This window comes from Allobosea sp. P2_A10, from assembly GCF_056405115.1.
The window spans coordinates 93,632-116,126 of sequence record NZ_JBFUCS010000018.1; the positions used below are offsets into that span (position 1 = coordinate 93,632).

At 68.0% G+C, this 22,495-nt stretch carries 22 protein-coding genes, 1 tRNA gene and 1 pseudogene; 13 read left to right on the top strand and 11 right to left on the bottom strand.

What is annotated here, in order from left to right; all coding sequences use genetic code 11:
- Positions 1-25: 25 nt before the first annotated feature.
- On the bottom strand, positions 26-973 hold the full coding sequence (locus tag AC1DZY_RS21800; protein WP_476822252.1) for a 2-hydroxyacid dehydrogenase: 948 nt from the start codon (positions 971-973) through the stop codon (positions 26-28).
- A 252-nt stretch (positions 974-1,225) separates the two neighbouring features.
- Here AC1DZY_RS21800 and AC1DZY_RS21805 point away from each other — a divergent pair, with 252 nt between their 5' ends.
- Positions 1,226-1,543 carry a DUF2853 family protein gene (locus AC1DZY_RS21805; protein WP_476822253.1) on the top strand — a complete coding sequence of 106 codons (318 nt, stop codon included), beginning with the start codon at positions 1,226-1,228 and terminating at the stop codon, positions 1,541-1,543.
- Between the two features lie 93 nt (positions 1,544-1,636).
- On the opposite strand, the gene AC1DZY_RS21810 is transcribed toward AC1DZY_RS21805, so the two are convergent.
- On the bottom strand, positions 1,637-2,938 hold the full coding sequence (locus tag AC1DZY_RS21810) for a class I SAM-dependent methyltransferase (protein WP_476822254.1): 1,302 nt from the start codon (positions 2,936-2,938) through the stop codon (positions 1,637-1,639).
- 147 nt (positions 2,939-3,085) lie between these two features.
- Positions 3,086-3,298, bottom strand: coding sequence for a DUF1674 domain-containing protein (locus tag AC1DZY_RS21815; protein WP_476822255.1), 213 nt, complete (start codon positions 3,296-3,298; stop codon positions 3,086-3,088).
- A gap of 139 nt (positions 3,299-3,437) precedes the next feature.
- Here AC1DZY_RS21815 and htpX point away from each other — a divergent pair, with 139 nt between their 5' ends.
- The 7 genes from htpX to AC1DZY_RS21850 all read left to right on the top strand — a co-directional run bounded on the left by htpX (position 3,438) and on the right by AC1DZY_RS21850 (position 11,249).
- A complete protein-coding gene (gene htpX / locus AC1DZY_RS21820) occupies positions 3,438-4,361 on the top strand; it encodes a zinc metalloprotease HtpX (protein WP_476822256.1) in 924 nt (307 codons plus the stop codon).
- 1 nt (position 4,362) lies between these two features.
- Positions 4,363-5,739 (top strand): RsmB/NOP family class I SAM-dependent RNA methyltransferase, encoded by a 1,377-nt coding sequence (locus AC1DZY_RS21825; RefSeq protein WP_476822257.1) that lies wholly within the window; start codon positions 4,363-4,365, stop codon positions 5,737-5,739.
- 58 nt (positions 5,740-5,797) lie between these two features.
- Positions 5,798-7,543, top strand: coding sequence for a heparinase II/III family protein (locus AC1DZY_RS21830; protein WP_476822258.1), 1,746 nt, complete (start codon positions 5,798-5,800; stop codon positions 7,541-7,543).
- Between the two features lie 94 nt (positions 7,544-7,637).
- On the top strand, positions 7,638-9,230 hold the full coding sequence (gene purH, locus AC1DZY_RS21835; protein ID WP_476822259.1) for a bifunctional phosphoribosylaminoimidazolecarboxamide formyltransferase/IMP cyclohydrolase: 1,593 nt from the start codon (positions 7,638-7,640) through the stop codon (positions 9,228-9,230).
- A gap of 69 nt (positions 9,231-9,299) precedes the next feature.
- The gene (locus tag AC1DZY_RS21840; protein ID WP_476822260.1) at positions 9,300-10,478 is read left to right on the top strand and encodes a low temperature requirement protein A; all 1,179 of its coding nucleotides are present in this window, start codon (positions 9,300-9,302) and stop codon (positions 10,476-10,478) included.
- Positions 10,478-10,756 (top strand): hypothetical protein, encoded by a 279-nt coding sequence (locus AC1DZY_RS21845; RefSeq protein ID WP_476822261.1) that lies wholly within the window; start codon positions 10,478-10,480, stop codon positions 10,754-10,756. Before AC1DZY_RS21840 ends, AC1DZY_RS21845 begins: the two co-directional genes overlap by 1 nt.
- A 13-nt stretch (positions 10,757-10,769) precedes the next feature.
- Positions 10,770-11,249, top strand: coding sequence for a YbaK/EbsC family protein (locus AC1DZY_RS21850; RefSeq protein WP_476822262.1), 480 nt, complete (start codon positions 10,770-10,772; stop codon positions 11,247-11,249).
- A 3-nt stretch (positions 11,250-11,252) separates the two neighbouring features.
- Here AC1DZY_RS21850 and AC1DZY_RS21855 read toward each other — a convergent pair whose 3' ends face one another.
- Positions 11,253-12,065, bottom strand: coding sequence for a DUF72 domain-containing protein (locus tag AC1DZY_RS21855; RefSeq protein ID WP_476822263.1), 813 nt, complete (start codon positions 12,063-12,065; stop codon positions 11,253-11,255).
- A gap of 152 nt (positions 12,066-12,217) precedes the next feature.
- On the bottom strand, positions 12,218-13,372 hold the full coding sequence (locus tag AC1DZY_RS21860; RefSeq protein ID WP_476822264.1) for a citrate synthase family protein: 1,155 nt from the start codon (positions 13,370-13,372) through the stop codon (positions 12,218-12,220).
- An 84-nt stretch (positions 13,373-13,456) separates the two neighbouring features.
- Between AC1DZY_RS21860 and AC1DZY_RS21865 the strand changes: the two genes are divergently transcribed.
- Positions 13,457-14,536 carry a citrate synthase/methylcitrate synthase gene (locus tag AC1DZY_RS21865; RefSeq protein WP_476822265.1) on the top strand — a complete coding sequence of 360 codons (1,080 nt, stop codon included), beginning with the start codon at positions 13,457-13,459 and terminating at the stop codon, positions 14,534-14,536.
- A gap of 146 nt (positions 14,537-14,682) precedes the next feature.
- Entirely contained in the window at positions 14,683-15,810 is a 1,128-nt protein-coding gene (locus AC1DZY_RS21870) for a M20 aminoacylase family protein (RefSeq protein ID WP_476822277.1), read from the top strand.
- A 68-nt stretch (positions 15,811-15,878) separates the two neighbouring features.
- Here the strand turns inward: AC1DZY_RS21870 and AC1DZY_RS21875 are convergent.
- A tRNA-Arg gene (locus AC1DZY_RS21875) sits at positions 15,879-15,955 on the bottom strand.
- 28 nt (positions 15,956-15,983) lie between these two features.
- On the opposite strand from AC1DZY_RS21875, the gene AC1DZY_RS21880 reads away from it, so the two are divergent.
- Both AC1DZY_RS21880 and AC1DZY_RS21885 read left to right on the top strand, forming a co-directional pair.
- Positions 15,984-16,781 carry a hypothetical protein gene (locus AC1DZY_RS21880; RefSeq protein WP_476822266.1) on the top strand — a complete coding sequence of 266 codons (798 nt, stop codon included), beginning with the start codon at positions 15,984-15,986 and terminating at the stop codon, positions 16,779-16,781.
- 41 nt (positions 16,782-16,822) lie between these two features.
- Complete coding sequence (locus AC1DZY_RS21885) at positions 16,823-18,271, top strand: M48 family metalloprotease (protein ID WP_476822267.1); 1,449 nt, start codon at positions 16,823-16,825, stop codon at positions 18,269-18,271.
- Between the two features lie 7 nt (positions 18,272-18,278).
- On the opposite strand, the gene AC1DZY_RS21890 is transcribed toward AC1DZY_RS21885, so the two are convergent.
- Positions 18,279-19,148 (bottom strand): RNA polymerase factor sigma-32, encoded by an 870-nt coding sequence (locus tag AC1DZY_RS21890; RefSeq protein ID WP_476822268.1) that lies wholly within the window; start codon positions 19,146-19,148, stop codon positions 18,279-18,281.
- A gap of 124 nt (positions 19,149-19,272) precedes the next feature.
- Between AC1DZY_RS21890 and AC1DZY_RS21895 the strand changes: the two genes are divergently transcribed.
- A complete protein-coding gene (locus AC1DZY_RS21895; RefSeq protein ID WP_476822269.1) occupies positions 19,273-20,142 on the top strand; it encodes a dienelactone hydrolase family protein in 870 nt (289 codons plus the stop codon).
- Between the two features lie 127 nt (positions 20,143-20,269).
- On the opposite strand, the gene AC1DZY_RS21900 is transcribed toward AC1DZY_RS21895, so the two are convergent.
- The 4 genes and pseudogenes from AC1DZY_RS21900 to AC1DZY_RS21915 form a co-directional block, all read right to left on the bottom strand.
- Positions 20,270-20,872 carry a CarD family transcriptional regulator gene (locus AC1DZY_RS21900; protein ID WP_476822270.1) on the bottom strand — a complete coding sequence of 201 codons (603 nt, stop codon included), beginning with the start codon at positions 20,870-20,872 and terminating at the stop codon, positions 20,270-20,272.
- A gap of 388 nt (positions 20,873-21,260) precedes the next feature.
- Positions 21,261-21,599, bottom strand: coding sequence for a ferredoxin FdxA (fdxA, locus tag AC1DZY_RS21905; protein ID WP_476822271.1), 339 nt, complete (start codon positions 21,597-21,599; stop codon positions 21,261-21,263).
- Positions 21,600-21,774: 175 nt separating this feature from the next.
- Entirely contained in the window at positions 21,775-22,086 is a 312-nt protein-coding gene (locus tag AC1DZY_RS21910; RefSeq protein ID WP_476822272.1) for an RNA-binding S4 domain-containing protein, read from the bottom strand.
- 60 nt (positions 22,087-22,146) lie between these two features.
- Positions 22,147-22,495 (bottom strand): annotated as a pseudogene (locus AC1DZY_RS21915) (helicase); the annotation flags it as partial.

Consider the following 22,495-nt stretch of genomic DNA (forward strand, 5'->3'; position numbering starts at 1 on the left):
AACCTGAACGCGAACGGCTGTAGCCTTAAAGCGTCACACCCGAGAGCAGCGGCTTGCCCGCAAAAAACGCATCAAGATTGCCGAGCAGCAGTTCCTGTTGGGCAAGTTGCGCCGATTCCGCATTGGCGGCGATGTGGGGCGTCAGCACGGCCTTCTCCTGCGCCTTCAATCGCTCGGAGACATTGGGTTCGTTGTCGTAGACATCGAGCGCCGCCCCGGCGATCACGCCCGTTTCCAGCGCCTCGCACAAGGCCGCCTCGTCGACCGCGATGCCGCGCGAAATGTTGACCAGATGACCCTGCGGCCCGAGCGCACGCAGGACATCGGCGTTGATCGCATGGCGCGTCTCGCTGCTGGCGCGCACGGCCACCATCAGCACATCGGCCCACTCCGCCAGCCCGATCAGGCTGTCGTGATAGAGATAGGGCAGCTCCGGCCGGCGCGAGCGGTTGTGGTAGCCGATCTCCATGTCGAAGGCGGCGGCGCGGGTGGCGACGCGGGCGCCGATCGCGCCGAGGCCGTAAATGCCGAGTTTGCGCCCGGCGAGCCCCGGTACATGGGCCATACGCTCGATCCCATTGCCCTTCCAGCGCCCGGCCCGCAGGAAACGGTCGCCCGAGACGATCTGCCGGGCCGAGGCCAGCAGCGCGCCCATCGCGAACTCCGCGACGCTCGTCGCATTGGCGTCCGAGGCATTGCTGAGCAGGAGGCCGCGCGCCTTGGCGTGGACGCGGTCGACGCCTTCGATGCCGGTGCCGTAGCAGGCGATCAGTCCAAGCTTCGGCAAGGCGTCGATCAACGCGGCCTCGGTCTTCCAGCCACCGACGGTGATCAGAACCTGCGCCGCATCGGCGCCTTGCGGCAGCATCTCGGGCGCAGGGCGCTCCATCGGACCGAGCAGAGTATAGCGCTCCTGCAGCGTCTGTGTGAGGCGCGCGGGCATGCGCGGCGCCATCAGGATCGTTGGCTTCATCGCTGTGAAAAACTCCACCTGTTTCGCGCTGCATCGCAGCATCTTGCCGGGCATCTCTCAACCCGCCTCCGCGCGGGAGCCGGCATATCCCCGGCGCATCCCGGCGCAAGCGCCGATGACGCAATGCAGCATCGAAAAAGCCTGGTCAGATCGAAGCTGGCCCTCGCCTGCGACAAAAAAGCGCGTTAACGTTTCAGGGCGCGACACCAGACACGCCCGGCGCGCAACAGCCGGGCCCACAAGGGGCTAAAGATGGATCATCTCGCCGACGTCAAGAAATTCGCCAAGAAGCCGCTCAACGAGGCGGCATTCGCCGGGATGTCGAAATCCTACGCCCTCGTCATGGGTAAGGCCGACACGCGTTATGTCGCCTGCTCGGACCCTGCCGAACTCGACCGCGTCCGCGAGAATTTCCTGAAGAAGAAGCTCGGCCTCAAGACGACCGATCTCGACGCCTCGATCAAGGCGACCTGCGAACACATGAAGGCCGACAAGACCAAGTCGCGGCTGACCTTCTACTATGTGCTGGCCGAGCATTACGGCAAGCTCGACCTCTTCGTGAAGAAGTGACGCCGTCATTCTCGGGCGAAGCATAGCGCCGGCCTGAGAATCTCCAGCGGGAGATGGTCGGCTCAAGGCCGACCATGGCGCTGCCGATCCCGCTCAGCGATACAGATCGGCCCGCGACAGCGGCACCTCGGACGCGCCCTTGCGGCGCTTCGAGGCCAGCGTCTGGTTGATCATCAGGCCGCCGCGCTCGAAGCCGAGCGAGACGCCGGCGAGATAGAGCAGCCAGGTCCGCGTCCGCTCCGGTCCGATCTCGGCTTCCGCCTCGGCCTTGCGCGCGTTTAGGCGCTCCCACCAGATCCGGGTGGTGCGCTGATAATGCTCGCGCCAGCCCTCGACGTCATGCACCTCGAAACCGGCGCGCTCCAGATTGGTGATCGACATGCCGAGATGGTCGAGTTCGCCGCCGGGAAAGATGTAGCGCACGATCGCCTTGTATTCCGGCGGCTTGTGGTTGAAGGCCCGGTCGGTCTTCTTGGCGCGGCGCGCAATGGTGTGGTGCAGGTAGAGGCCCTGCGGGCGCAGGAGCCGGTTCACCGCCTTGAAATAGGCGGGGTGGTTGGCGATGCCGACATGCTCGAACATGCCGATCGAGGCGATCTTGTCGAACTCGCCTTCGAGCTGGCTGAAATCCTTCAAGTGCAGCGTGATCCTGTCGGAGAGGCCGAGCCTCTCGATCTTTTCGCGCGCCAGTTTCAGCTGCTCCTCGGCCAGCGTCACGCCATGGGCCTCGACGCCGTAGTGCTGCACGGCGTGGCAGACGAGCGCGCCCCAGCCGCAGCCGATGTCGAGGAAGCGGTCGCCGGGTTTCAGGCGCAGCTTGCGGCAGATCATGTCGAGCTTGTCGCGCTGGGCGCGGCCGATGTCGTGGTGATCCTCAGTGAAGTAGCCGCAGCTATAGACCATCTCATCGTCGAGAAAGAGCCGATAGAAGGCGTTCGAAACGTCGTAGTGATAGGCGATATTGGCTTTGTTGACCGCCGGATCGCCACCAGGCGCGCTGGTGTCGCCCTCGCGATGGCTGATCGCGGGCGGCGCCTCGCCCGGCTGAAAGGCGAAGCGGCGGACGACGTCGAAGACGGCGCCTTTCGGGATCTGCTTCGCCAGACGCCCGACCTTGCCCTGCGGTCTTGCCGCGACCAGATCGAAGATCGAGCCGTTGACGATGGCGATGCGGTCGGCGATGTGCAGGTTGACCAGCCGGTCGAGGGTCGGCCGCCGCACCAGCGCCGCGACCACGCCGGGGTCGCGGATCGCGATGGCGATGGCGTCCGCAGACCAGTCCGCCGGGACGCTTGAACCGTCCCAGAGCCGGAAGCCGAGCTTCAGCCCGAGCTTGTCATGCGCCTCGCCGAGGAGACGCCGCAACGCCGCGAGAGGTTTGTCGTTTGTCTGCATCGGATGTCGCCAATTCCCTGCTCAGCCGCTTCTTGGCGACAGCAGAGCCAATTGGCAACATTCAGACACTCACCGCCGTTCACATCTCGCCGCTTCGGGAATTCCGAGTCGGGCCAGTGCGGATGAAGCGAAGCCAAAACAGCGGCTTCAGAAATCGCTCGCGATGCCCTTCACTTCCCAGTCGTCATAGCGGACCGGCTCCAGCCCGCCGCGCCCGTTGAGTTCCTTGTCGCGGCCGAGACTGGAGGCGCGCGCGTCGATTTCCGCGCGGCGCGCCTGTGCTTCGGCCAGCGCCCGCTGGGCCGCCGGCGTAAGCGGTTTTGCCGGCGCGGGCGCTTCGGGGTGGGGCTTGACGGGCATCTGACTCTCTTGTCGGCGAGATCGTTTGCGGGTGGGATCACTTGCAGCGACGGCATGCGCCTCACCACATAAGGCCCAAGCTTGCGTTTTGGGAGGGCAAATCCGCCGCGCCAGACGCCATATCCGTTCGAGGAGAACCATGAACTACGTCCGCACCTTCATGCTGATGGCCGGCCTCACCGCGCTGTTTGGCGCAGTCGGCTACCTTCTGGGCGGCGCGGGCGGCATGCTGGTCGCGCTCGCCATCGCGGCCGCGACCAATCTGTTCAGCTACTGGAACTCCGACCGGCTGGCTCTGTCGGCCCATAACGCGCAGGAGGTCGACGCGACGAGCGCGCCCGAGCTCTACGGCATGGTGCGCGATCTGGCGGCGCGGGCGAACCTGCCGATGCCGCGCGTCTACCTGATCCAGGAGGATCAGCCCAACGCCTTCGCCACCGGCCGCAATCCGCAGAATGCGGCGGTGGCGGCGACGACCGGCATTCTGCGCACGCTGACCTATGAGGAGCTTGCCGGCGTGATGGCGCATGAGCTGGCGCATATCAAAAACCACGACACCCTGACCATGACGATCACGGCGACCATGGCCGGCGCGATCTCGTCGCTGACCAGCTTCGGCATGTTCTTCGGCTCGCGCGAGAACCGGCCGAATTTTCTGATCCAGATCCTGATCTCGGTGCTCGCCCCGCTGGCGGCCATGGTGATCCAGATGGCGATCTCGCGCTCGCGCGAATACGAGGCCGACCGGCTGGGCGGCGAGATCGCCGGCAATCCGGTCTGGCTTGCCAATGCGCTTGCCAAGATCGCCGGCGCCGTCGAGCACATTCCCAACGAGACGGCGGAGGCGAAGCCTGCTACGGCGCACATGTTCATCATCAATCCCCTGAGCGGACGCGGCATGGATTCCCTGTTTTCGACCCACCCCGATACCGGCAACCGCATCGCGGCGCTGATGGAGCAGGCGCAGCGCATGGGCGTGGACGCGTCCGGTGGCTTTGCGAGCCAGGGCCCGTGGGCCGGCGATCGCCAGCCAAGTGGTCACCAGCCGGGACCGTGGGGCTGACATGGTCAAGCAAGCGGGCGCGAGCCAAGACACCACCGAGCCGGAAGCCGACGCGGCGGAGTCCGCGCCCGGCCTGCCGGCGCGCCGCCTCGCCGCGACGCTGATCGACGAGGTGCTGAAGGCGCGGCTGGCGCTCGACGAAACCTTCGAGCGCCTCGCGCCTGCGTTCAAGCTCGATCCCGGCGATGCCGGGCTGGCGCGCGCCATCGCCATTACCGCCTTTCGCCGGCTCGGTACGATCCAGCACGCGATCAACGCCCGGCTCGAGCGCGGCAGCCCGCGCAATTCCGGGCTGTTCGAGCCGATCATCGTCGCGGCGGCGGCCCAGATCCTGTTCCTCGGCGTGCCCGACCACGCCGCCGTCGATCTCGCGATCCGCCATCTGCACGAGGATGCCCGCTCCTCGCGCTATGTCTCGCTCGGCAACGCGCTGCTGCGCCGGCTCGCCCGCGAGCGCGACGCCATCCTGTCGGAGGCGCTCGATCCCTTCCTCGATACGCCCGAATGGCTCGCCGAAAGCTGGATCGAGAGCTATGGCGAGGAGACCGCCGCCGCCATCGCCGCGAGCCATCGCGACGAGCCGCCGCTCGACATCTCGATCAAGGGCGAGACGACCGGTGAAGGACTTGCCGGCTGGGCCGAGAAGCTCGACGGGTTGGCCCTGCCGACCGGTTCGATCCGGCTGCGCGAGCGCCAGGGCATTGCCAGTCTGCCGGGCTTCGACGAGGGCGCATGGTGGGTGCAGGACGCCGCCGCCGCGCTGCCGGTGCGCCTGCTTGCGCCCAAGGCCGGCGAGCGCATCGCCGATCTCTGCGCCGCGCCCGGCGGCAAGACGGCGCAGCTCGCAGCCGCCGGCGCTCTTGTCACCGCCGTCGATCGCTCGGGCCCGCGCCTGCGCCGACTGCGCGCCAATCTTGAGCGGCTCGGCCTGAACGCCGAGATCGTCACCAAGGACGTGACGCTGTGGCAGGCCGAGCCCTTCGACGCCGTCCTGCTCGACGCGCCCTGCAGCGCGACAGGCACGATCCGCCGCCATCCCGACGTCGCCTGGACCAAGGTGCCGGAGGATCGCGACAAGCTCAGCCATCTGCAGGCGCGGCTGCTGGAGGCGGCCGCGCGGTTGACGAAACCCGGCGGACGGCTGGTCTATTGCACCTGTTCGCTGGAGCCGCAGGAGGGCGAGCAGCAGATCGAGACGTTCCTCGCCGAAAATCCTGATTTCAGGCGCGCGCCCGTTACAGTCGACGAGATCGGCGGCGTTGCCGGCGCGATCGACCGTCATGGCGATCTGCGCACGCTGCCGCATCAACTCGCCGGGGAGAGCCCGCGTCTTTCGGGCTGGGCCGGATTTTACGCGAGCCGCCTGATCAGGCTATGACGGCACCGGGATTCGCATGGCGGGGGCGTCATGCGTTGGGTCGGGGCGTGCGAGGTCATTGAGCGGCTGGTCTGAGCGACGGGGACTGGCCCAGGCGGCGTTGGGCCGGGCGGCACGGCGGACGCGTGGCCAATTCGTCGGCGTCGGGCGCAGGCTATGGCCGTTCAGCCGCAAGCAGGCGACGCGGCTGCTCTTCGCGCCCCATGATCTGCGCACCGCCGATCCGACGACAGCGAGCGACATCTATTCGGGGTATTACTCCTTCGCCGGTCGCACGCTGCGCACGCATGGCGAATCGCCTTTCGACAGCGAGGCCCCGAGCGAGGCCTGGGCGGAGGCGCTCGGGGGCTTCGGCTGGCTGCGCCATATGCGGGCCGCCGACACTGCGATCGCCCGCGCCAATGCGCGCGCGCTCGTCGAGGACTTTATCGCGAGGAAACGCGACCGCGACGATATCGCCCGTCGCCCCCAGGTTGCGGCAAGGCGACTGATCTCGCTGCTCTCGCATTCGCCACTGCTGCTGGAGGGCGCCGACCACGCCTTCTACGAGCGCTTCCTGCGCCATGTCTCGCGCCTGACCGACCGTCTGACGCTCGCGCTTGCGGGCTCGGTCGAGGGCGCAGCCCGCCTGCAATGCCTGATCGCGGTCTCCTTCGCCACGATCAGCCTGGATGGCCAGGACGGCCGCCGCCGGCGCTACGACATCGCCCTGTCCGACGAGCTCGACAACCAGATCCTGCCCGATGGCGGCCACCTCAGCCGCAATCCGCGTCTGCTGATCGAACTCCTGCTCGACCTGCTGCCGCTGCGCGAGACCTTCGCCGCGCGCGGCATGGAGCCGCCGCGCGGCGTCATGATGGCGATCGAGCGGATGATGCCGCATCTGCGCCTCTTCCGTCACGGCGACGGCTCGCTCGCCCTGTTCAACGGGATGGGCACGACGCCGCCCGATTTGATGGCGACGCTGGCTGCCTATGACGACGCCCGCGCCCGGCCGATCGAGCATGCGGCCTATTCCGGCTATGGCCGGCTGACCGGAGACCTCAGCATCGTCGTGGTCGATGCCGGCGCGCCGCCGCGTGGCGCGCATTCGATCGAGCATCATGCCGGCTGCCTCGCCTTCGAATTCTCCAGCGCCGCCCAGCGCATCGTCGTCAATTGCGGGGCGAACCGTTTCGGCCCGCCCGAGCTTCGCTTCGCCGCCCGCACGACCGCGGCGCACTCGACGGTCACGCTCGACGAACGCTCCAGCGCGAATTTTGGCCTGGTTCTGGGCGAACGGCGCATCGTCTCCGGGCCGAAGGATGTCCGCGTCGCCCGGCAGGAGACCGAAGCCGGGCATGAATGGGTTGCCAGCCATGACGGCTATCGCCGCAGCCTCGGCGCGGTCCACACCCGCCGTCTGGTGCTCGCGCGCGACGGCGCGACCCTGACCGGCGAGGACGGCATCGTGCTGACCGGGACGCCCGGCGCCTTGCCGGCCGTGGCGCGCTTCCATCTCCATCCGGGCGTCAAGGCGAGCCTGGTTCGCGAAGGCGAGGGCGCGCTTCTGGCCCTGCCATCGGGCGAGGTCTGGGCTTTTGAGGCGGGCGGGCTGGCGGTGACGATCGAGGAGAGCATCTTCCTCGCCTCGGTCGACGGACGGCGGCGCAGCGATCAGCTCTGCCTGAGTTTCGACGCTGTCGCGACGCCGCAGATCGGCTGGCGCTTCAGCCGCGTCAGCGCCGCGTCGCCGCGCCCAGGCAGGACGGGCGCGGAGCCCGCGGCAATGGAGCCGCCGGCTGCTGTGACGCCGGACGCCTGAGCGCCCTGCGGCGTCGGCGCTTTGCTTAAGCGGCCCGGCGTGATAGCCCGCCCGCAACCGCCTTTTCTCGATCCAGCACCGGACTTCAGCCCAGATGCCGACAGAGCTTCGCCGCGTCGAACGCGCCCTTCTTTCCGTCTCCGACAAGAGCGGCCTGATCGATTTCGCCCGCGCGCTGAACCGGCTCGGCATCGCGCTGGTCTCGACCGGCGGCACCGCAAAAGCGATCGCCGAGGCCGGCCTGCCTGTCACCGACGTCTCCGACCTGACCGGCTTTCCGGAGATGATGGATGGCCGCGTCAAGACGTTGCATCCCAAGGTGCATGGCGGCCTGCTGGCGATCCGCTCCCATCCCGAGCATCAGGCCTCGATGATCGGCCATGGCATCGCGCCGATCGACCTCCTTGTCGTCAACCTCTATCCGTTCGAGGCGACGGTCGCGGCAGGCAAACCCTATGATGACTGCATCGAGAACATCGACATCGGCGGCCCCGCCATGATCCGCGCCGCCGCCAAGAACCACAACGACGTCGCCGTGGTGGTCGAGCCTGCCGACTATGCGGCGGTCCTCGACGACCTCAACGCCCATAAGGGCTCGACCACGCTGACGCTGCGCCGCAAGCTCGCGCAGAAGGCCTATGCCCGGACGGCAGCCTATGATTCCGCGATCTCGAACTGGTTCGCAAACGAGCTCGGCGACACCGCGCCTGCTTTCCGCGCACTTGGCGGCGCGCTCGTCCAGAGCATGCGCTATGGCGAAAACCCGCATCAATGGGCCGCCTTCTACAGCACGCCCGAACACCGGCCCGGCGTCTCGACCGCGCGCCAGCTCCAGGGCAAGCAACTCTCCTACAACAACATCAACGACACCGACGCCGCCTTCGAATGCGTCTCGGAGTTCGATCCGGCGGTCTCGGCGGCCTGCGCCATCATCAAGCATGCCAACCCCTGCGGCGTCGCGACGGGCGCCGATCTCGCGCAGGCCTATGCGCGCGCACTGGCCTGCGACCCCGTCTCCGCCTTCGGCGGCATCATCGCCTTCAACCGCATGCTGGACGGGCCGACGGCGCGCGAGATCGTCAAGATCCTGACCGAGGTGATCATCGCGCCCGATGCCGACGAGGAGGCGATCGCCGTGATCGCGGGCAAGAAGAACCTGCGCCTGCTCCTGACGGGAGGCCTGTCGGACCCGCGCGCCACCGGCCTGTCGCTGCGCACGGTCTCGGGCGGCTTCCTCGCCCAGTCGCGCGATAACGCCGTCGTCGACGACATGGAGCTCAAGGTCGTGACCAAGCGCCAGCCGAGCGAGGCCGAACTCGCCGATCTGCGCTTCGCCTTCCGCGTCGCCAAACACGTCAAGTCGAACGCCATCGTCTATGTGAAGGACGGCGCGACCGTCGGTATCGGCGCTGGCCAGATGAGCCGGGTCGATTCCTCGCGCATCGCCGCCTGGAAGGCTGGCGAGGCGGCGAAGGCTGCTGGACTGTCCGAGACTCTGGCCAAGGGCTCGGTCGTGGCGTCGGACGCATTCTTCCCCTTCGCCGATGGCCTGCTCGCGGCGGCAGAGGCCGGAGCGACGGCGGTGATCCAGCCCGGCGGCTCGATGCGCGACGACGAGGTGATCAGGGCCGCCGACGAGGCCGGCCTCGCCATGGTCTTCACTGGCCACCGCCATTTCCGGCACTAGGCGGGCCGGGGCGGCTCGACCGCAGGCGGCGGCTGGCTTTATGCTGGAACCCGCGGCGACGAGGGCGGTATGACGCAGGGCAGCAAACGGGGCGCGCTTCTGCGCAAGCGCGCCGAACACCAGCACGCGAAGGTCTCCTTCGTCGAACTGTTCTTCGACCTCGTCTTCGTCTTCGCCATCACCCAGATCTCGCACACGCTGCTGGAACATTTTTCCGGCGAAGGGCTGGCGCAGGCGGCGCTGCTGCTCGGCGCGGTCTGGTGGGTCTGGATCTATACGAGCTGGGTCACCAACTGGCTCGATCCCGAGACCACGCCGGTCCGGCTGATGCTGTTTGCGCTGATGTTCGCCGGCCTCGTCCTGTCGGCGTCGCTGCCGCAGGCCTTCGGCGCCGGAGGCCCCGTCTTCGCCTGCGCCTATGTCGCGATCCAGCTCGGCCGCAGCCTGTTCACGCTGGCGAGCCTGAAGGCGCACAGCCCGGCGAATTACCGCAACTTCCAGCGCATCACGCTCTGGCTCGTGCTTTCCGGGCTGTTCTGGATCGCGGGCGGCTTCAGCGAGGGCGCGACGCGCTTTTCGCTCTGGGCCGTGGCGCTCGGCCTCGAACTCGCCTCCCCCGCGATCGGCTTCTATGTGCCGGGGCTGGGACGCTCGACCACGGCGGACTGGGATGTCGAGGGCGGACACCTCGCCGAGCGCTGCGCGCTCTTCATCATCATTGCGCTCGGCGAATCGATCCTGGTCACGGGCGCGACGGCGGCCAAGCTGTCGGTGACGCCGGCAAACCTCGCCGCCTTCGCCAACGCCTTCCTGTCGAGCATCGCGATGTGGTGGATCTACTTCCACATCGGCGCCGAACGGGCGAGCGAGCGCATCGCCCATTCGCATGATCCCGGCCGTATCGCCCGGCTGGCCTACACCTATGTCCACCTCCTGCTGGTCGCCGGCATCATCCTGGTCGCGGTCGGGGACGAATTCGTCATCGCCCATCCCGGCGGCCATACCGAGGTCAAGGTCGCGCTCGCGGTCATCGGTGGGCCCGTCCTCTACCTCGCCGGCAATCTGCTGTTCAAGCGCGTCACCGCCGGCTGGTTTCCGCTGTCGCATCTGGTCGGGCTGGGCCTGCTCCTGCTGCTCGCGCCGGCCGCGACCATGCTCGCCCCGCTTGCGCTCAGCCTTTGTGCCAGCGCCGTCCTCGTCATCGTCGCGGCCTGGGAAGCGATGTCGCTGCAGCCGAAGGAGGCCTGATGCACACTGTCAGAATGCTCGCAGCCGGCTTTGCCCTGCTTGGCCTATTGCTGCTGATTTCACCGCGGCTCAAGGCCGCCGGCGCACAGCCGATCGTCTTCGCCGCCAAGATCTTCGTTCCGCTCTGGTTCGTCGCGGCCATGATCAATCTCTGGATCGGCATCAACCGCGCCGGCTACAGCGCCGCGCAGGAATGGCCGATCTTCGTGCTGGTCTTCGGCGTTCCCGCAGCCGTCGCCTGGCTGCTGCGCTGGTGGTTTGGCAGGACGCAGCCATGAATCGGGACGCGCCATGAGCCTCGAATCCGTCCGCGCCTTCTTCGCCGCGCATGCGCCCGAGATCGCGATCATCGAGACGCCCGAGAGCAGCGCGACCGTCGCGTTGGCGGCGGCCGCTCATGGCGTCGAGCCGGCGCGCATCGCAAAGACCCTGTCGCTGCGCATCGGCGAGCGCGTCGTGCTGGTGGTGGCCCGAGGTGACGCCCGCCTCGACAACCGCAAGGCAAAGGCTGCCTTCGGCGGCAAGCCGCGCATGCTCGATCCCGATGAGGTCGCGGCGATCACCGGCCATCCGGTCGGGGGCGTCTGTCCGTTCGGGCTCAGCCACCCGCTGCCGGTCTATTGCGATGTCTCGCTGAAGGCCTTCGACGAGGTGGTGCCGGCGGCGGGCTCGACGCAGAGCGCCGTCCGCATCAGCCCGATCCGCATGGCCGAGCTGACGCAGGCCGAATGGGTCGATGTCTGCCAGGAGTTGCCCGCCGACCCTGCCTGACGGTCAGCCCTTGCCGCCGACGCGCTCGATCAATGCCATGGCGGTGGCGGGGTTGCGCACCTTGTCGCCGCTGATCACGTAGAGGAAGACGTCGCGGGCGGTCGCCGCGGCTGCGACCGGCGAGGCGGTGTCGAGACCGGCCGGAACGCCGCCTTCCGCCCAGGCCTTTGCCCGCTCAGCCCAGCTATCGAGCGCCTTTTCCGGGTAGCCCAGCGGCTCGGCCTCCCTGGTGCCCATGATCCGGGCGTAGATGAAGGGCGCGGTCGCGTCGGCGATCTGCGGAAAGTCGGAATCGCCTGCCGTGATCGCGGCGACCTTGTACTCCCTGAGCAGCGCGATGAAATCCGGCGAGCTGAAGCTGCCATGCCGCACCTCGACGGCGTGCCGCAGCTTCACCCCGTCGACCTCGGCCGGCAGCAGTTTGAGGAAGGCCTCGAAATCCCGTGGATCGAAGGCCTTGGTCGCCATGAACTGCCAGTTGATCGGGCCGAGCTTCTCCTTCAGTTCACTGAGCCCGCTGGTCACGAATTTCTCGATCGAAGGGCCGGCCTCGGCCAGCACGCGCCGGTTCGTCACGTAGCGCGAGCCCTTCAGCGCGAACATGAAGCCGTCGGGCGTCTCGGCGCGCCATTTGGCGAAGCTTTCGGGTTTCTGCGAGCCGTAATAGGTGCCGTTGATCTCGATCGAGGTCAGCTTCGAACCGGCATATTCGAGCTCGCGCTTCTGCGACAGGCCGGCAGGGTAGAACGCCCCGCGCCAGGGCTCGAACACCCAGCCGCCGATGCCGATATGGATCTTGCCCGAACTGCCGGCCATGTCCCGTCCCCGCTGTCGTCAGTGCGGCCTGCGCCGTGAGCGATGCCAGCGCCGACTATTTCAGCACGCCATCGCCGATGCCACCCGTTTTCCAGGATGCCCCGCGCGCCCACCTGCATGACGGCGACGACAAGGCGCGTCAGCAGCACAGGTCAGGACGCATGGCCCGCGTCGGGCGCCGGACCGGTATAGCGCGCCCGTGGCCGGATCAGCCGTCCGGTCTGGAACTGCTCCAGCGCATGCGCGATCCAGCCGGTGCAGCGCGCCGCCGCGAAGATCTGGAACGAGGCGTCGTGATCCAGGCCGAGGGACGAAGCCAAAGCCGTCAGCGCGAAATCGATATTTGGAATCTCGCCGGTGATCGTCTCGGTGATGCGTCGGACCTCCTCGAATTCAGGGGGCGGCGCGAAAGCTGCGAGCAGGCAGCGCGCTCGCGGGTCGCCATCGGGATAGAGCGGATGCCCGAAGCCCGGAACCGGCGCACCGGTTTCGAGGCGCGAACGCACCGCCGTGTCGACGCCGTCGCGTCTGGTCTCGTCCAGAAAGGCGCGGACACGGCGCGCCATGCCGCCATGCAGCGGCCCCGTCAGCGCGGCGAGGCCGGCGAGTACGCAGGCCGCAAACGAGGCGCGCGTCGAGGCGGTGACGCGGACCGCGAAGGTCGAGGCGTTGAGCTCGTGGTCCGCCAGCAGCACCAGCGCCATGCGGATCAACTCGGCTCCCCTGGCGTCGCAGCCCCAGGCGCGGGCGATACGCTGATGGATCGGGCCTTCGCCCGGACCGCCGGCAACGGCGTCGACAAGAGCGTCGAGCACGGAGGCGGCTTCGAAATAGAGCGCCTTTGGGGTGCGGCCGGCGATGACCGGATCGTTCGCCGCGCGGGCCGCCATCATCGCAAACATCCGCTGCTGGCCGCTGCCGGGTGCGATGAGATTGATCTGCGTCGGGAAGCGCGCCTCGCCGCAGGCCCAGAGCAGACGCGCGATATCCTCCAGCCGCGCCGACTTCGCCAGCAGCTCGGCATCCTGGCCGCGATACCACAGCCGGCCATGCGCGATCGTCGTGATGCTGGAGGCCAGCACCGGCTCGCCCCAGGCGATCGCATCCTCGGCGATGCTGGCGACCCTGCGACCGCGCGACTTGCGGTATTCCAGCCGCGCGACGTCGGCGGCGCGATAAAGCCGCCGGCGCGGGTCGTCGCCATCGGCCCTGGCCTCGATCCGGCCCCGGCTGACATAGGCGTAGAGCGTCTGCGGTTTCAGCCGCAGCCGCGTCATCACCTCCCGAGCCGTCAGCCAGTCGCTCATCGCCATACATTGATTTTATGGTTCAAGATTGATTCTACTTCGCGCAAGCCCGATTCTCAAGGCGTTGCCGAAGGGAGTTTTGCGATGTCTGACGGGCTTGAGGATGTTGTCGCGGCGCGGACCGTGCTGTCGGAGGTCGATGGCGCGGCGGGCCGCCTGATCATCCGTGGCCACGGTCTCGACGAACTCGCCGGGCGCACGAGCTTCGCGCAGGCTGCTGAACTGATGCTCGACGGGTTCTTTCCCGATCTGCCCTCCGGCGACGCCTTCGCGGCGGCGCTCGGCCGCGGCCGGGTGGAGGTTTTCGCGGAGGTCGGCGCGCTTGATCCGAGGCTCCTTGCGCGCGCGCCGGTCGAGGTGGTTCGCGCGCTGATGGCGCGCCTCGCAGACGGCGACGATGTCGCGACGGCGATGCGGTTGCTGGCGGCTCCAGCCGTGTTCACGCCGGCGGTGATCCGGGCAAGGCGGGGACTGACGCCGGTTGCGCCCGATGCGGCGTTGCCGCACGCGGCAGATATCCTGAGGATGATGGCCGCAGAGGCCGCCGGCCCCGCGCAGGCGGCGGCTCTCGACGCCTATCTCGTCACCGTCTGCGATCACGGCCTCAACGCCTCGACCTTCGCCGCCCGCGTCGTCGCCTCGACCCAGGCCGGGCTGACCTCGGCGGTGCTGGCGGGCCTGAGCGCGCTGAAGGGGCCGCTGCATGGCGGCGCGCCGGGGCCGGTGATCGAGATGCTCGATAGCATCGGCGAGGCGTCCGACGCCCGCGCCTGGCTCGAGGCGGCGCTCGAACGCGGCGACCGGCTGATGGGGTTCGGCCACCGCATCTATCGCGTGCGCGATCCGCGCGCCGACGCGCTCAAGCGCGCCATCGGCAAGCTTGGCGCGAGATCGGGCCGGCTTGCTTTTGCGGAAGCCGTCGAGGCGGCGGCGCTCGCTATCCTGCGCGAGCGCAAGCCCAATCGGGCGCTGCAGACCAATGTCGAGTTCTACACGGCGCTGCTGCTGGAGGCGTTGGCCTTCCCGCCCGACAGCTTCACCTGCGTCTTCGCGATCGGCCGCAGCATCGGCTGGATCGCCCATGCGCAGGAGCAGATCGCCGGCGGCAGGTTGATCCGGCCGCAGTCGGTCTATATCGGCCCGGCGCCGAAACAGGCGGCGTGAACTGCATCGCGATGAGGTTCGTTTTGCGGCGTGCAGGCAAGACATAGTCACCGCGCCCCGCTATGGATGCGCCGGACTTGATCGTCGGCGCAGCGGCGGGGGACACCAGCGTGACGAAGACCGATCCGGCCGCGCTCCACGCGGCCATGACCGCTTGGCGGCGCGATCTCCACGCCAATCCCGAATTCGGTTTCGAGGAGACGCGGACGGCGCGCTTCGTCGCAGCAAAGCTGCGCGAATTCGGGCTGGACGATGTCACCGAGGGCATCGGCGGCACGGGCGTGGTCGGCACGCTGAAGCGTGGCGCGGGCAACCGTTCGATCGCGCTTCGCGCCGACATGGACGCGCTGCGCATCGCCGAGCAGGGGCAGGCCTCCTATCGTTCGCTTACGCCGGGTACCATGCATGCCTGCGGCCATGACGGGCACACCGCCATGCTGCTGGGCGCGGCGAAGACGCTGGCCGAGGAGGGTGGCTTCGAGGGGACCGTCCGCTTCATCTTCCAGCCGGCCGAGGAATGGGGCCGTGGTGCGCTCGCCATGATCGCCGACGGCCTGCTGGAGCGCTTCCCCTTCGAGGAGATCTACGGGCTGCACAACATGCCCGGCCTCGCCATCGGCCGGTTCGAGACGCGTCCAGGCCCGATCATGTCGGCGGAGGACAATTTCGAGATCGTGCTGACCGGTATCGGCGGCCATGCCGCCCGCCCCCACGACGGCAGGGAGACGCTGGTCGCGGCCTGCGCGCTCGTCACCAATCTTCAAAGTATCGTCTCGCGACGCCTGAGCCCGACCGAGATCGGCGTCGTCTCGGTGACCGAGCTGATCACCGACGGGACACGTAACGCGCTGCCTGGGCAGGCCCGCATCCTCGGCGACGCGCGCAGCTTCAGGCCGCAGATCAGCGCCGAGATCGAGAAGCAGATGCGGATCATCGCGCAAGGCACGGCGCTGGCCTACGACGTCAGTGCGGAGGTGACCTATACGCGCGAATTCGTGCCGCTGCTCAACGATGAGGCGCTGGTCGATGAAGCCTTCGCGGCGGCGCGCGAGGTGTTCGGAAACGGTGGCGTCGCGGTCGCGCGGGAACCGATGACCGGATCGGAGGATTTCGCCCGCTTTCTCGACCATGTGCCGGGCTGTTTCGTCTTCGTCGGCAATGGCGAGGCGTCGGCTCCGCTCCACAACGCGAATTACGACTTCGACGATGCCGGGCTGCTCCATGGCGCGCGCTTCCACGCGGCGATCGCACGCAGACGCCTGCCCGGGACCTGATCGGTTTTCGCGCGGTGAAGCGTCTTCGCCCGCCCGCCGGCCCGCACGTCATCGCTATCGAAGGATTTTGGCGTCCCGGAAGGGAATCGAACCCCTGACCCCAGGTTTAGGAAACCTGTGCTCTATCCTGCTGAGCTACCGGGACGCGCGAAAAACCGTGTAGCATAATCACCATGCCGGTGAAGCCTCTTCTCGTCGCTTTTGTCGTGGCGCTGCGCTTTTCCGGGCCGGCCGGTGCGCTCGAGGCTTGCCTCGGCCTGACGCCGGAGACGCCGACGGTCAAACTCGCCGGGCTCGATTCGGCCGGCGATCCCGTGCTGACCGATGGCCGGACGCTGCGGCTCGTCGGCATCGCGCCGCGCCAGGATTCAGCCGAGCAGGCCCGCTTTGCTGCCGGGATCGCCGCATGGCAGGGCCGCGATGTCAGGCTCGTGGCGCTTGGCGGGGTCGACCGCTGGGGTCGACAGCCGGCGCGGCTGCTGCTGGTGTCGGAGGAGGCAGGCGTCGAGCCGCTCGATGTTTCGGTCGCGCTGACCGGCAGCGGCGCGGCCTCGAAACTGCCGGAGGCGCTGGCCGGTTGCGCCGCGCCCCGGCGCATCGCGAAAGCGCCCGCCGCCCGGGCGCCCGCCGCGAAAGCGCAGCCGGCAGCGCTGCCGACCCCGGCGGATGGGGTCGTCGATGGTCACGATATTGCCGCCTTGAAGGTGCAGGCGGGGCGTCTGGTGGCGATCGAGGGCACGGTCGCCTCGGTCGGCGAGCGGGCGCAGCGGACCTATCTCAATTTCTCGCGGCGGCGCGCCGAGGCCGGGTCGATCGTGATGTCGCGGAAGCTGTGGCGTGAGATGCAGGATGCCGGCTGGACCGCGAGCGGCCTGAACGGTAAACGCGTGCGGGCCCGCGGCGTGCTCTCGGGGCAGGATGGTCTCCTGCTCGACGTGACATCGGCGCTCGCTCTGGAGCTGATCGACTGACCCGCATGCTGGCGTTCTGGCGACATGGACCTCGCATCACCATGAACCGGCTTGCGGCGCTCGCGCTGCCGGCGCTGCTGCTCGTCGCCTGCGCCGGCGACCAGAACGTGCTGCTGCCGCCGCAGCGCCCGAGCGATGGAGAGGTTGCGCCGCGCGTCAGTTCGATCCAGCGCGCCTCGGATTCCGAGCATCTGCGCCTTCTGGCGGCGTTTGGCGGTGAGTATCGCGCGCCCAACGCCCGCGCCATGCTCGACGAAGTCGTGCAGCGCCTGGCCAAGGCCAGCGACGGCCAGATCGGCGCTTACGAGATCACCATCCTGAATTCGCCGGTGGTCAACGCCTTCGCGCTGCCCAATGGCCGGCTTTATGTGACGCGCGGCCTGTTGGCGCTGGCCAACGACACTGCCGAGATCGCCTCGGTGCTCGCCCATGAGATCGCCCATGTCACGGCCCAGCACGCGGTCGAGCGCGCCGAGAAAGAGCTTGAATCGGCGCTCGTCAGCAATGTCGTTTCGCAGGTGCTGAATGATCCTGCGGCGGGCGCGGCGGTGCAGGCCGGCTCAAAGCTCTCGCTGGCGCGCTTTTCGCGGCAGCAGGAACTCACGGCCGACCAGATCAGCGTGCGCAACATCTCGCGCGCCGGCTACGACCCCTACGGCGCCGGGCGTTTCCTCGCGGCGCTCGGCCGCAACACCGCGTTCCGCAATGCCGGGCAAGGCCAGAGCTCCGACGAGAAGCGGCTGGACATCCTGTCGAGCCACCCCTCGACGCCCGAGCGCGTGGCCGCCGTCACCAATGCCGCCCGCCAGATCGGCGCGCCCGGCATTGGCGAGCGCGACGCCGGCAAATGGCTCGCCGCGATCGACGGCATCGCCTATGGCGACGATCCGCGCGACGGGGTGGTGCGCGGCCGGCGCTATCTCAACAGCGCGCTGCGCATCGCCTTCACCGCGCCCGACGGCTTCAATCTCGAATCGGCGCGCGACATGGTGATCGGCGTCAGCGCCAATGGCGCGCAGGCGCTGCGCTTCGATTCCGTCACGCTGAAGCCGGACCAGACGCTGGAGGCCTATGTCGCCTCGGGCTGGATCGAGGGCGTCGAGACCAGCGGCGTCGAGACGCTCGACCTTGCCGGCCAGCCGGCCGTCATCGCCTCGGGCAAGGGCACGGACTGGACCTTTCGGCTCGCTGCGATCCAGACTGGCGGGCGGGTCTACCGCTTCATCCTCGCGGCGAAAGGCGGCTCCGATCCGGAGCGGCCGATGCGCGCGGTGCTCGACAGTTTCCGAGCCCTGACGCCGGCCGAGGCGCAAGCCGCCCGGCCGCTGCAGATTCGCCTCGTCGCCGCGGCTGCGGGCGACAACGCCGCGAGCATGGCCGCGCGCATGCCCAACCAGGACCGTGCGCTCGAACTGTTCAATGTCCTGAACGGGCTTGATCGCGGCGGTGCGCTGGCGCCGGGCCAGCGCTACAAGATCGTCGCGGAATAGCAGCGCTTCAGATCAGCGTGGCCGCGCCTTGCGGATGCTGCGCCAGCAGCGCGCGGCGCAGCTTCTCCAGCGCGCGGGTCTCGATCTGCCGGACGCGTTCCTTGGAAATCCCGAGACGATGGCCGAGTGCGTCGAGCGTGCAGCTCTCCTCGACCAGCCGGCGCTCGCGCACGATCCTGAGCTCGCGCTCCGACAGCACCGCCAGCGCCGCCTCGAGCCAGCCCAGCCTGCGGCCGGTGTCGATGCCGTCGCCGACGACCTCGTCCTGCAGCGCGCTTGTGTCGGGCAGCAGGTCCATGCGCTCGGCTCCCGCGCCGTCGTCCTCGCCGATGGTGGCGTTGAGCGAGATGTCGCGGCCCGACAGGCGCGCATCCATCGAGGCGACGTCGGCGCGGCTGACGCCGATTCGCGCCGCGATCGCGCCATAGGCGGCGTCCGTCATCCGTTCCTCGCCGCCACGCGTAAGCTTGGCGCGCAGGCGACGCAGATTGAAGAACAGGGCCTTCTGCGTGGAGGAGGTGCCGCCACGCACGATCGACCAGTTGCGCAGGATGTAGTCCTGCATCGAGGCCCTGATCCACCAGGTCGCATAGGTCGAGAAGCGCACCTCGCGGGCCGGCTCGAAGCGCGCCGCAGCCTCCAGCAGGCCGACATGGCCCTCCTGGATGAGATCGGCGAGCGAAAGGCCGTAATGGCGAAAGCGCGTCGCCATCGCGATGACGAGGCGCATATGGGCGGAGGTCAGCTTGTGCATCGCGGCCTGGTCGCCGTCGCTGCGCCAGCGCAGCGCCAGTTCCTGCTCCTCGTCACGCGCGAGGAAGGGGGCCGACATCGCGGCCTTCACGAAATTGCGATCGACGCCTGCGATCTCGCTCATGACCGCCTCCTTATGGCTATCCTCGGCATTCTACGGGCGCAACGCAGGCGTGGATCACTCGTTCCTGAACGAACGTTAATCTGTGGCCACGTCGAGACGTCGGGGACACCAAGGGGAGGGGCGGATGGCTCTGGATCGTCGCATCGTCGAACTCTACGACGAATACACCCACAAGCCGCTCGACCGACGCGTCTTCATGAGCAGGCTGATGGCCATCGCCGGCTCGACGGCGGCCGCGGAGGCTGCGCTGGCGTTGCTGGAGCCCAATTACGCCCATGCCCAGCAGATCGCGCCCGACGATACCCGCATCACGGCGGCACGGCTCGATCAGACCGTCGATGGCGTTGCGCTGAAGGGCTATCTCGTCACGCCGAAGACGGGCGCGAAGCGCGGCGGCGTGCTGGTGATCCATGAGAATCGCGGATTGAACCCGCATATCGAGGATGTCACGCGCCGGATGGCGCTGGCGGGCTTCTCCGCGCTCGGGCTCGACTTTCTCAACCCGCTCGGCGGCACGCCGGCCGACCCCGATGCAGCGCGCGCGCTGTTTGGCCAGTTGTCGGCCGACAGGGCGATCGAGCAGGGCCGCGCCGCGCTCAAGCTCCTGGCCGCGCGGCCCGACGCGACCGGCAAGACCGGAGCGATCGGCTTCTGCTGGGGCGGCGGGGTGGTCAACGATCTCGCGGTCTCAGCGCCCGAGCTTTCGGCCGGCGTCGTGTTCTATGGCCGCTCGCCTGATCTTGCGAAGGTGGCGCAGATCAAGGCGCGGCTTCTGATCCAGCACGCCTCGCGCGACACGCGGCTGGTGCAGATGCTGCCGGACTACGAAAAGGCGCTGAAGGCTGCCGGAACGCGGCACGAGATCGTCATCTACCCCGATGTCGACCACGCGTTCCTCAACGACACCAGCGCCGAGCGCTACAATGCAGCGGCGGCGAAACTGGCCTGGGACCGCTCGGTCGCGTTTCTCGCGGCGGAGACGGGTGCGGCTTGAAGGACGAGCCCCGGTCTGGACGGAAAAATCCGCTGACGACAAACACAGCCCTCATCCTGAGGACGCCCGCGACAAAAAACCCGGCGGGTGACCGCCGGGTTTTCTTATTCCGAAAGTGGAAGCAGCCTCAGGCGGCTTCTTCCGCGATGTCGTCGTTGTCGCCCTCGATCTCGCCCTCAGCCGCCTCGGGCGTTTCACCCTTGGCGAGACGGCGCGGCGCCTTGGCGAGCTGGCCCTCGATCTTCTTGAGCGCCTCGGTCTCGGTGACGTCGTCGACGACGGCGATCTCGCGGGTCATGCGATCGACGGCGGCCTCGTAGAGCTGGCGCTCGGAATAGGACTGCTCAGGCTGCGCCTCGGAGCGATAGAGATCGCGCACGACCTCGGCGATGGCGACGAGATCGCCCGAATTGATCTTGGCCTCGTATTCCTGGGCGCGGCGCGACCACATCGTGCGCTTGACGCGGGCGCGGCCAGTGAGCGTGGTCAGGGCCTTGGTGACGCTCTCGGCGTCAGCGAGCTTGCGCAGGCCGACGCTGGCGGCCTTGGCGGTGGGCACGCGCAGGGTCATCTTGTCCTTGGCGAAGCTGACGACGAAGAGTTCGAGCTTGAAGCCGGCGACTTCCTGCTCCTCGATCGCCGTGATCTGGCCGACGCCGTGGGACGGATAGACGACGAACTCGCCCGTCTTGAAACCCAAGCGCACAACAGCTTTCTTCACCATCGACATGCCGTTACGACTCCTGACCGGACCGCTTGACGCGGGCTCAACATGGTACGTCCCCGGTCGGAATGACCGGGCACACTCTGCAGGGCGCAAACGCTCCGGTCACGGGGACCAGACAGGATGCGCCACGCTTCCCTCAGTCGATCGTCTCATGCGAACCCCAAAAAAACGGACGACCGCACCCCGGCAACCGACCGGAGGCTGATATCGCGCGGATCATAGAGAGCGCCCCGTTTGTGGAACCTCGCAGGGGCATGCGGAACGACTTCGACTGTTTCAATGCATAGCACAAAAAACACGCCGAATCAAAGGTAAACGCGAAAACGCCCCGGCCAGACCGTAGGCATGGCCGGTTTGGTTAACATGGCAATGGTCAAGGCGGCGTCGGCGCTCAATCGCCTTCGCCGGGCTCCGGCGAGAAATGTTCCGCGAGTTTGCCGGCGACGCCGTCGAAGGATTTCGCATCGGCGGGCGCTTCCTTCTTCTGGGTGATGTTAGGCCAGGACGATGCGTATTTGGTGTTGAGCTGGAGCCAGCTTTCGAGGCCGGGCTCCGTGTCGGGCTTGATCGCCTCGGCCGGGCATTCCGGCTCGCAGACGCCGCAATCGATGCATTCGTCGGGATGGATGACGAGCATGTTCTCGCCTTCGTAGAAACAGTCGACCGGACAGACTTCGACGCAGTCCATGTACTTGCACTTGATGCAATTCTCAGTGACCACATAGGTCATAGTCGCCAGTCCTTCCTCATCCGCTCAACAGCCCATAAAGCCCCGACACGCCCGGGTTTCAAGACTGAATTCGCCGTGTTCCGCAGCAGGATTTACTCCCGCCGGGCCGCGCGGGAGAACAAATTCCCGCAAGCGCGAACCATCCCAAATTCATATGCATACAAACGATAACCGTTTATTCCTCGGGTTCGTCTCCGGCAAGCGGCGGATCGCCGCGCCCGCCATCGTCGAGCCGCTCGTAGAGCAGCCTGGCTTCGTCATAGGGGCCGCGCCGCTCACCCAGCGCCAGGAGCCGCACGACGACCGTGGCATGGGGCAGGGCCAGCGTCAGCACGTCGCCGAGCTTGAGGCCGTGGGAGGGCGTCTCGACCCTGCGCCCATCGACCCGGACATGACCGTCCTCGACCAGACGCGCCGCCAGACCGCGCGTTTTGGCAAAGCGTGCGAACCAGAGCCATTTGTCGAGACGCTGACGATCCTGCCGCACCGGCCGACTTTCTCCTGAAGACCTCCGGTCCGGTAGCGTCCGGTCCGGCTGCTGCACTGTCTAGCTTTTGCGCCCCTCCAGCTGGGCCTTGAGCGCGGCGAGCTTGGCGAAGGGCGAATCCGGATCGGGCTCGCGTTCCGCCGGCCGTGGCCGGACCGGCTGCTGGAAGCGCTCGCCGCCGCGATCTTCGCGGCGTGGCCCGCCCGGGCGGCCGTCGCGCTTGAAATCGGGACGCGGACCGCGCCCCTGCTCGGGCCGGCCTTCTGGACGCCCCTGTTCGCTTCGTCCCCTGTTGGCTCCGTCGCCGCGGGGCGGCTGCCCCTGGCGAGGCCGGTCGTCGCGACGCGGCGGGCGATCGGGACGCGGCGCGCTTGGCACCTCGGCAGCGACCGGAGCGCCGGCCGCGACA

What these genes read in the sequence shown, in the direction of transcription:
- AC1DZY_RS21800 (WP_476822252.1), bottom strand. Translation starts at nt 973, where the DNA reads ATGAAGCCAACGATCCTGATGGCGCCGCGCATGCCCGCGCGCCTCACA.
- AC1DZY_RS21805 (WP_476822253.1), top strand. Translation starts at nt 1,226, where the DNA reads ATGGATCATCTCGCCGACGTCAAGAAATTCGCCAAGAAGCCGCTCAAC.
- AC1DZY_RS21810 (WP_476822254.1), bottom strand. Translation starts at nt 2,938, where the DNA reads ATGCAGACAAACGACAAACCTCTCGCGGCGTTGCGGCGTCTCCTCGGC.
- AC1DZY_RS21815 (WP_476822255.1), bottom strand. Translation starts at nt 3,298, where the DNA reads ATGCCCGTCAAGCCCCACCCCGAAGCGCCCGCGCCGGCAAAACCGCTT.
- htpX (WP_476822256.1), top strand. Translation starts at nt 3,438, where the DNA reads ATGAACTACGTCCGCACCTTCATGCTGATGGCCGGCCTCACCGCGCTG.
- AC1DZY_RS21825 (WP_476822257.1), top strand. Translation starts at nt 4,363, where the DNA reads ATGGTCAAGCAAGCGGGCGCGAGCCAAGACACCACCGAGCCGGAAGCC.
- purH (WP_476822259.1), top strand. Translation starts at nt 7,638, where the DNA reads ATGCCGACAGAGCTTCGCCGCGTCGAACGCGCCCTTCTTTCCGTCTCC.
- AC1DZY_RS21840 (WP_476822260.1), top strand. Translation starts at nt 9,300, where the DNA reads ATGACGCAGGGCAGCAAACGGGGCGCGCTTCTGCGCAAGCGCGCCGAA.
- AC1DZY_RS21845 (WP_476822261.1), top strand. Translation starts at nt 10,478, where the DNA reads ATGCACACTGTCAGAATGCTCGCAGCCGGCTTTGCCCTGCTTGGCCTA.
- AC1DZY_RS21850 (WP_476822262.1), top strand. Translation starts at nt 10,770, where the DNA reads ATGAGCCTCGAATCCGTCCGCGCCTTCTTCGCCGCGCATGCGCCCGAG.
- AC1DZY_RS21855 (WP_476822263.1), bottom strand. Translation starts at nt 12,065, where the DNA reads ATGGCCGGCAGTTCGGGCAAGATCCATATCGGCATCGGCGGCTGGGTG.
- AC1DZY_RS21860 (WP_476822264.1), bottom strand. Translation starts at nt 13,372, where the DNA reads ATGAGCGACTGGCTGACGGCTCGGGAGGTGATGACGCGGCTGCGGCTG.
- AC1DZY_RS21865 (WP_476822265.1), top strand. Translation starts at nt 13,457, where the DNA reads ATGTCTGACGGGCTTGAGGATGTTGTCGCGGCGCGGACCGTGCTGTCG.
- AC1DZY_RS21870 (WP_476822277.1), top strand. Translation starts at nt 14,683, where the DNA reads ATGACCGCTTGGCGGCGCGATCTCCACGCCAATCCCGAATTCGGTTTC.
- AC1DZY_RS21880 (WP_476822266.1), top strand. Translation starts at nt 15,984, where the DNA reads ATGCCGGTGAAGCCTCTTCTCGTCGCTTTTGTCGTGGCGCTGCGCTTT.
- AC1DZY_RS21885 (WP_476822267.1), top strand. Translation starts at nt 16,823, where the DNA reads ATGAACCGGCTTGCGGCGCTCGCGCTGCCGGCGCTGCTGCTCGTCGCC.
- AC1DZY_RS21890 (WP_476822268.1), bottom strand. Translation starts at nt 19,148, where the DNA reads ATGAGCGAGATCGCAGGCGTCGATCGCAATTTCGTGAAGGCCGCGATG.
- AC1DZY_RS21895 (WP_476822269.1), top strand. Translation starts at nt 19,273, where the DNA reads ATGGCTCTGGATCGTCGCATCGTCGAACTCTACGACGAATACACCCAC.
- AC1DZY_RS21900 (WP_476822270.1), bottom strand. Translation starts at nt 20,872, where the DNA reads ATGTCGATGGTGAAGAAAGCTGTTGTGCGCTTGGGTTTCAAGACGGGC.
- fdxA (WP_476822271.1), bottom strand. Translation starts at nt 21,599, where the DNA reads ATGACCTATGTGGTCACTGAGAATTGCATCAAGTGCAAGTACATGGAC.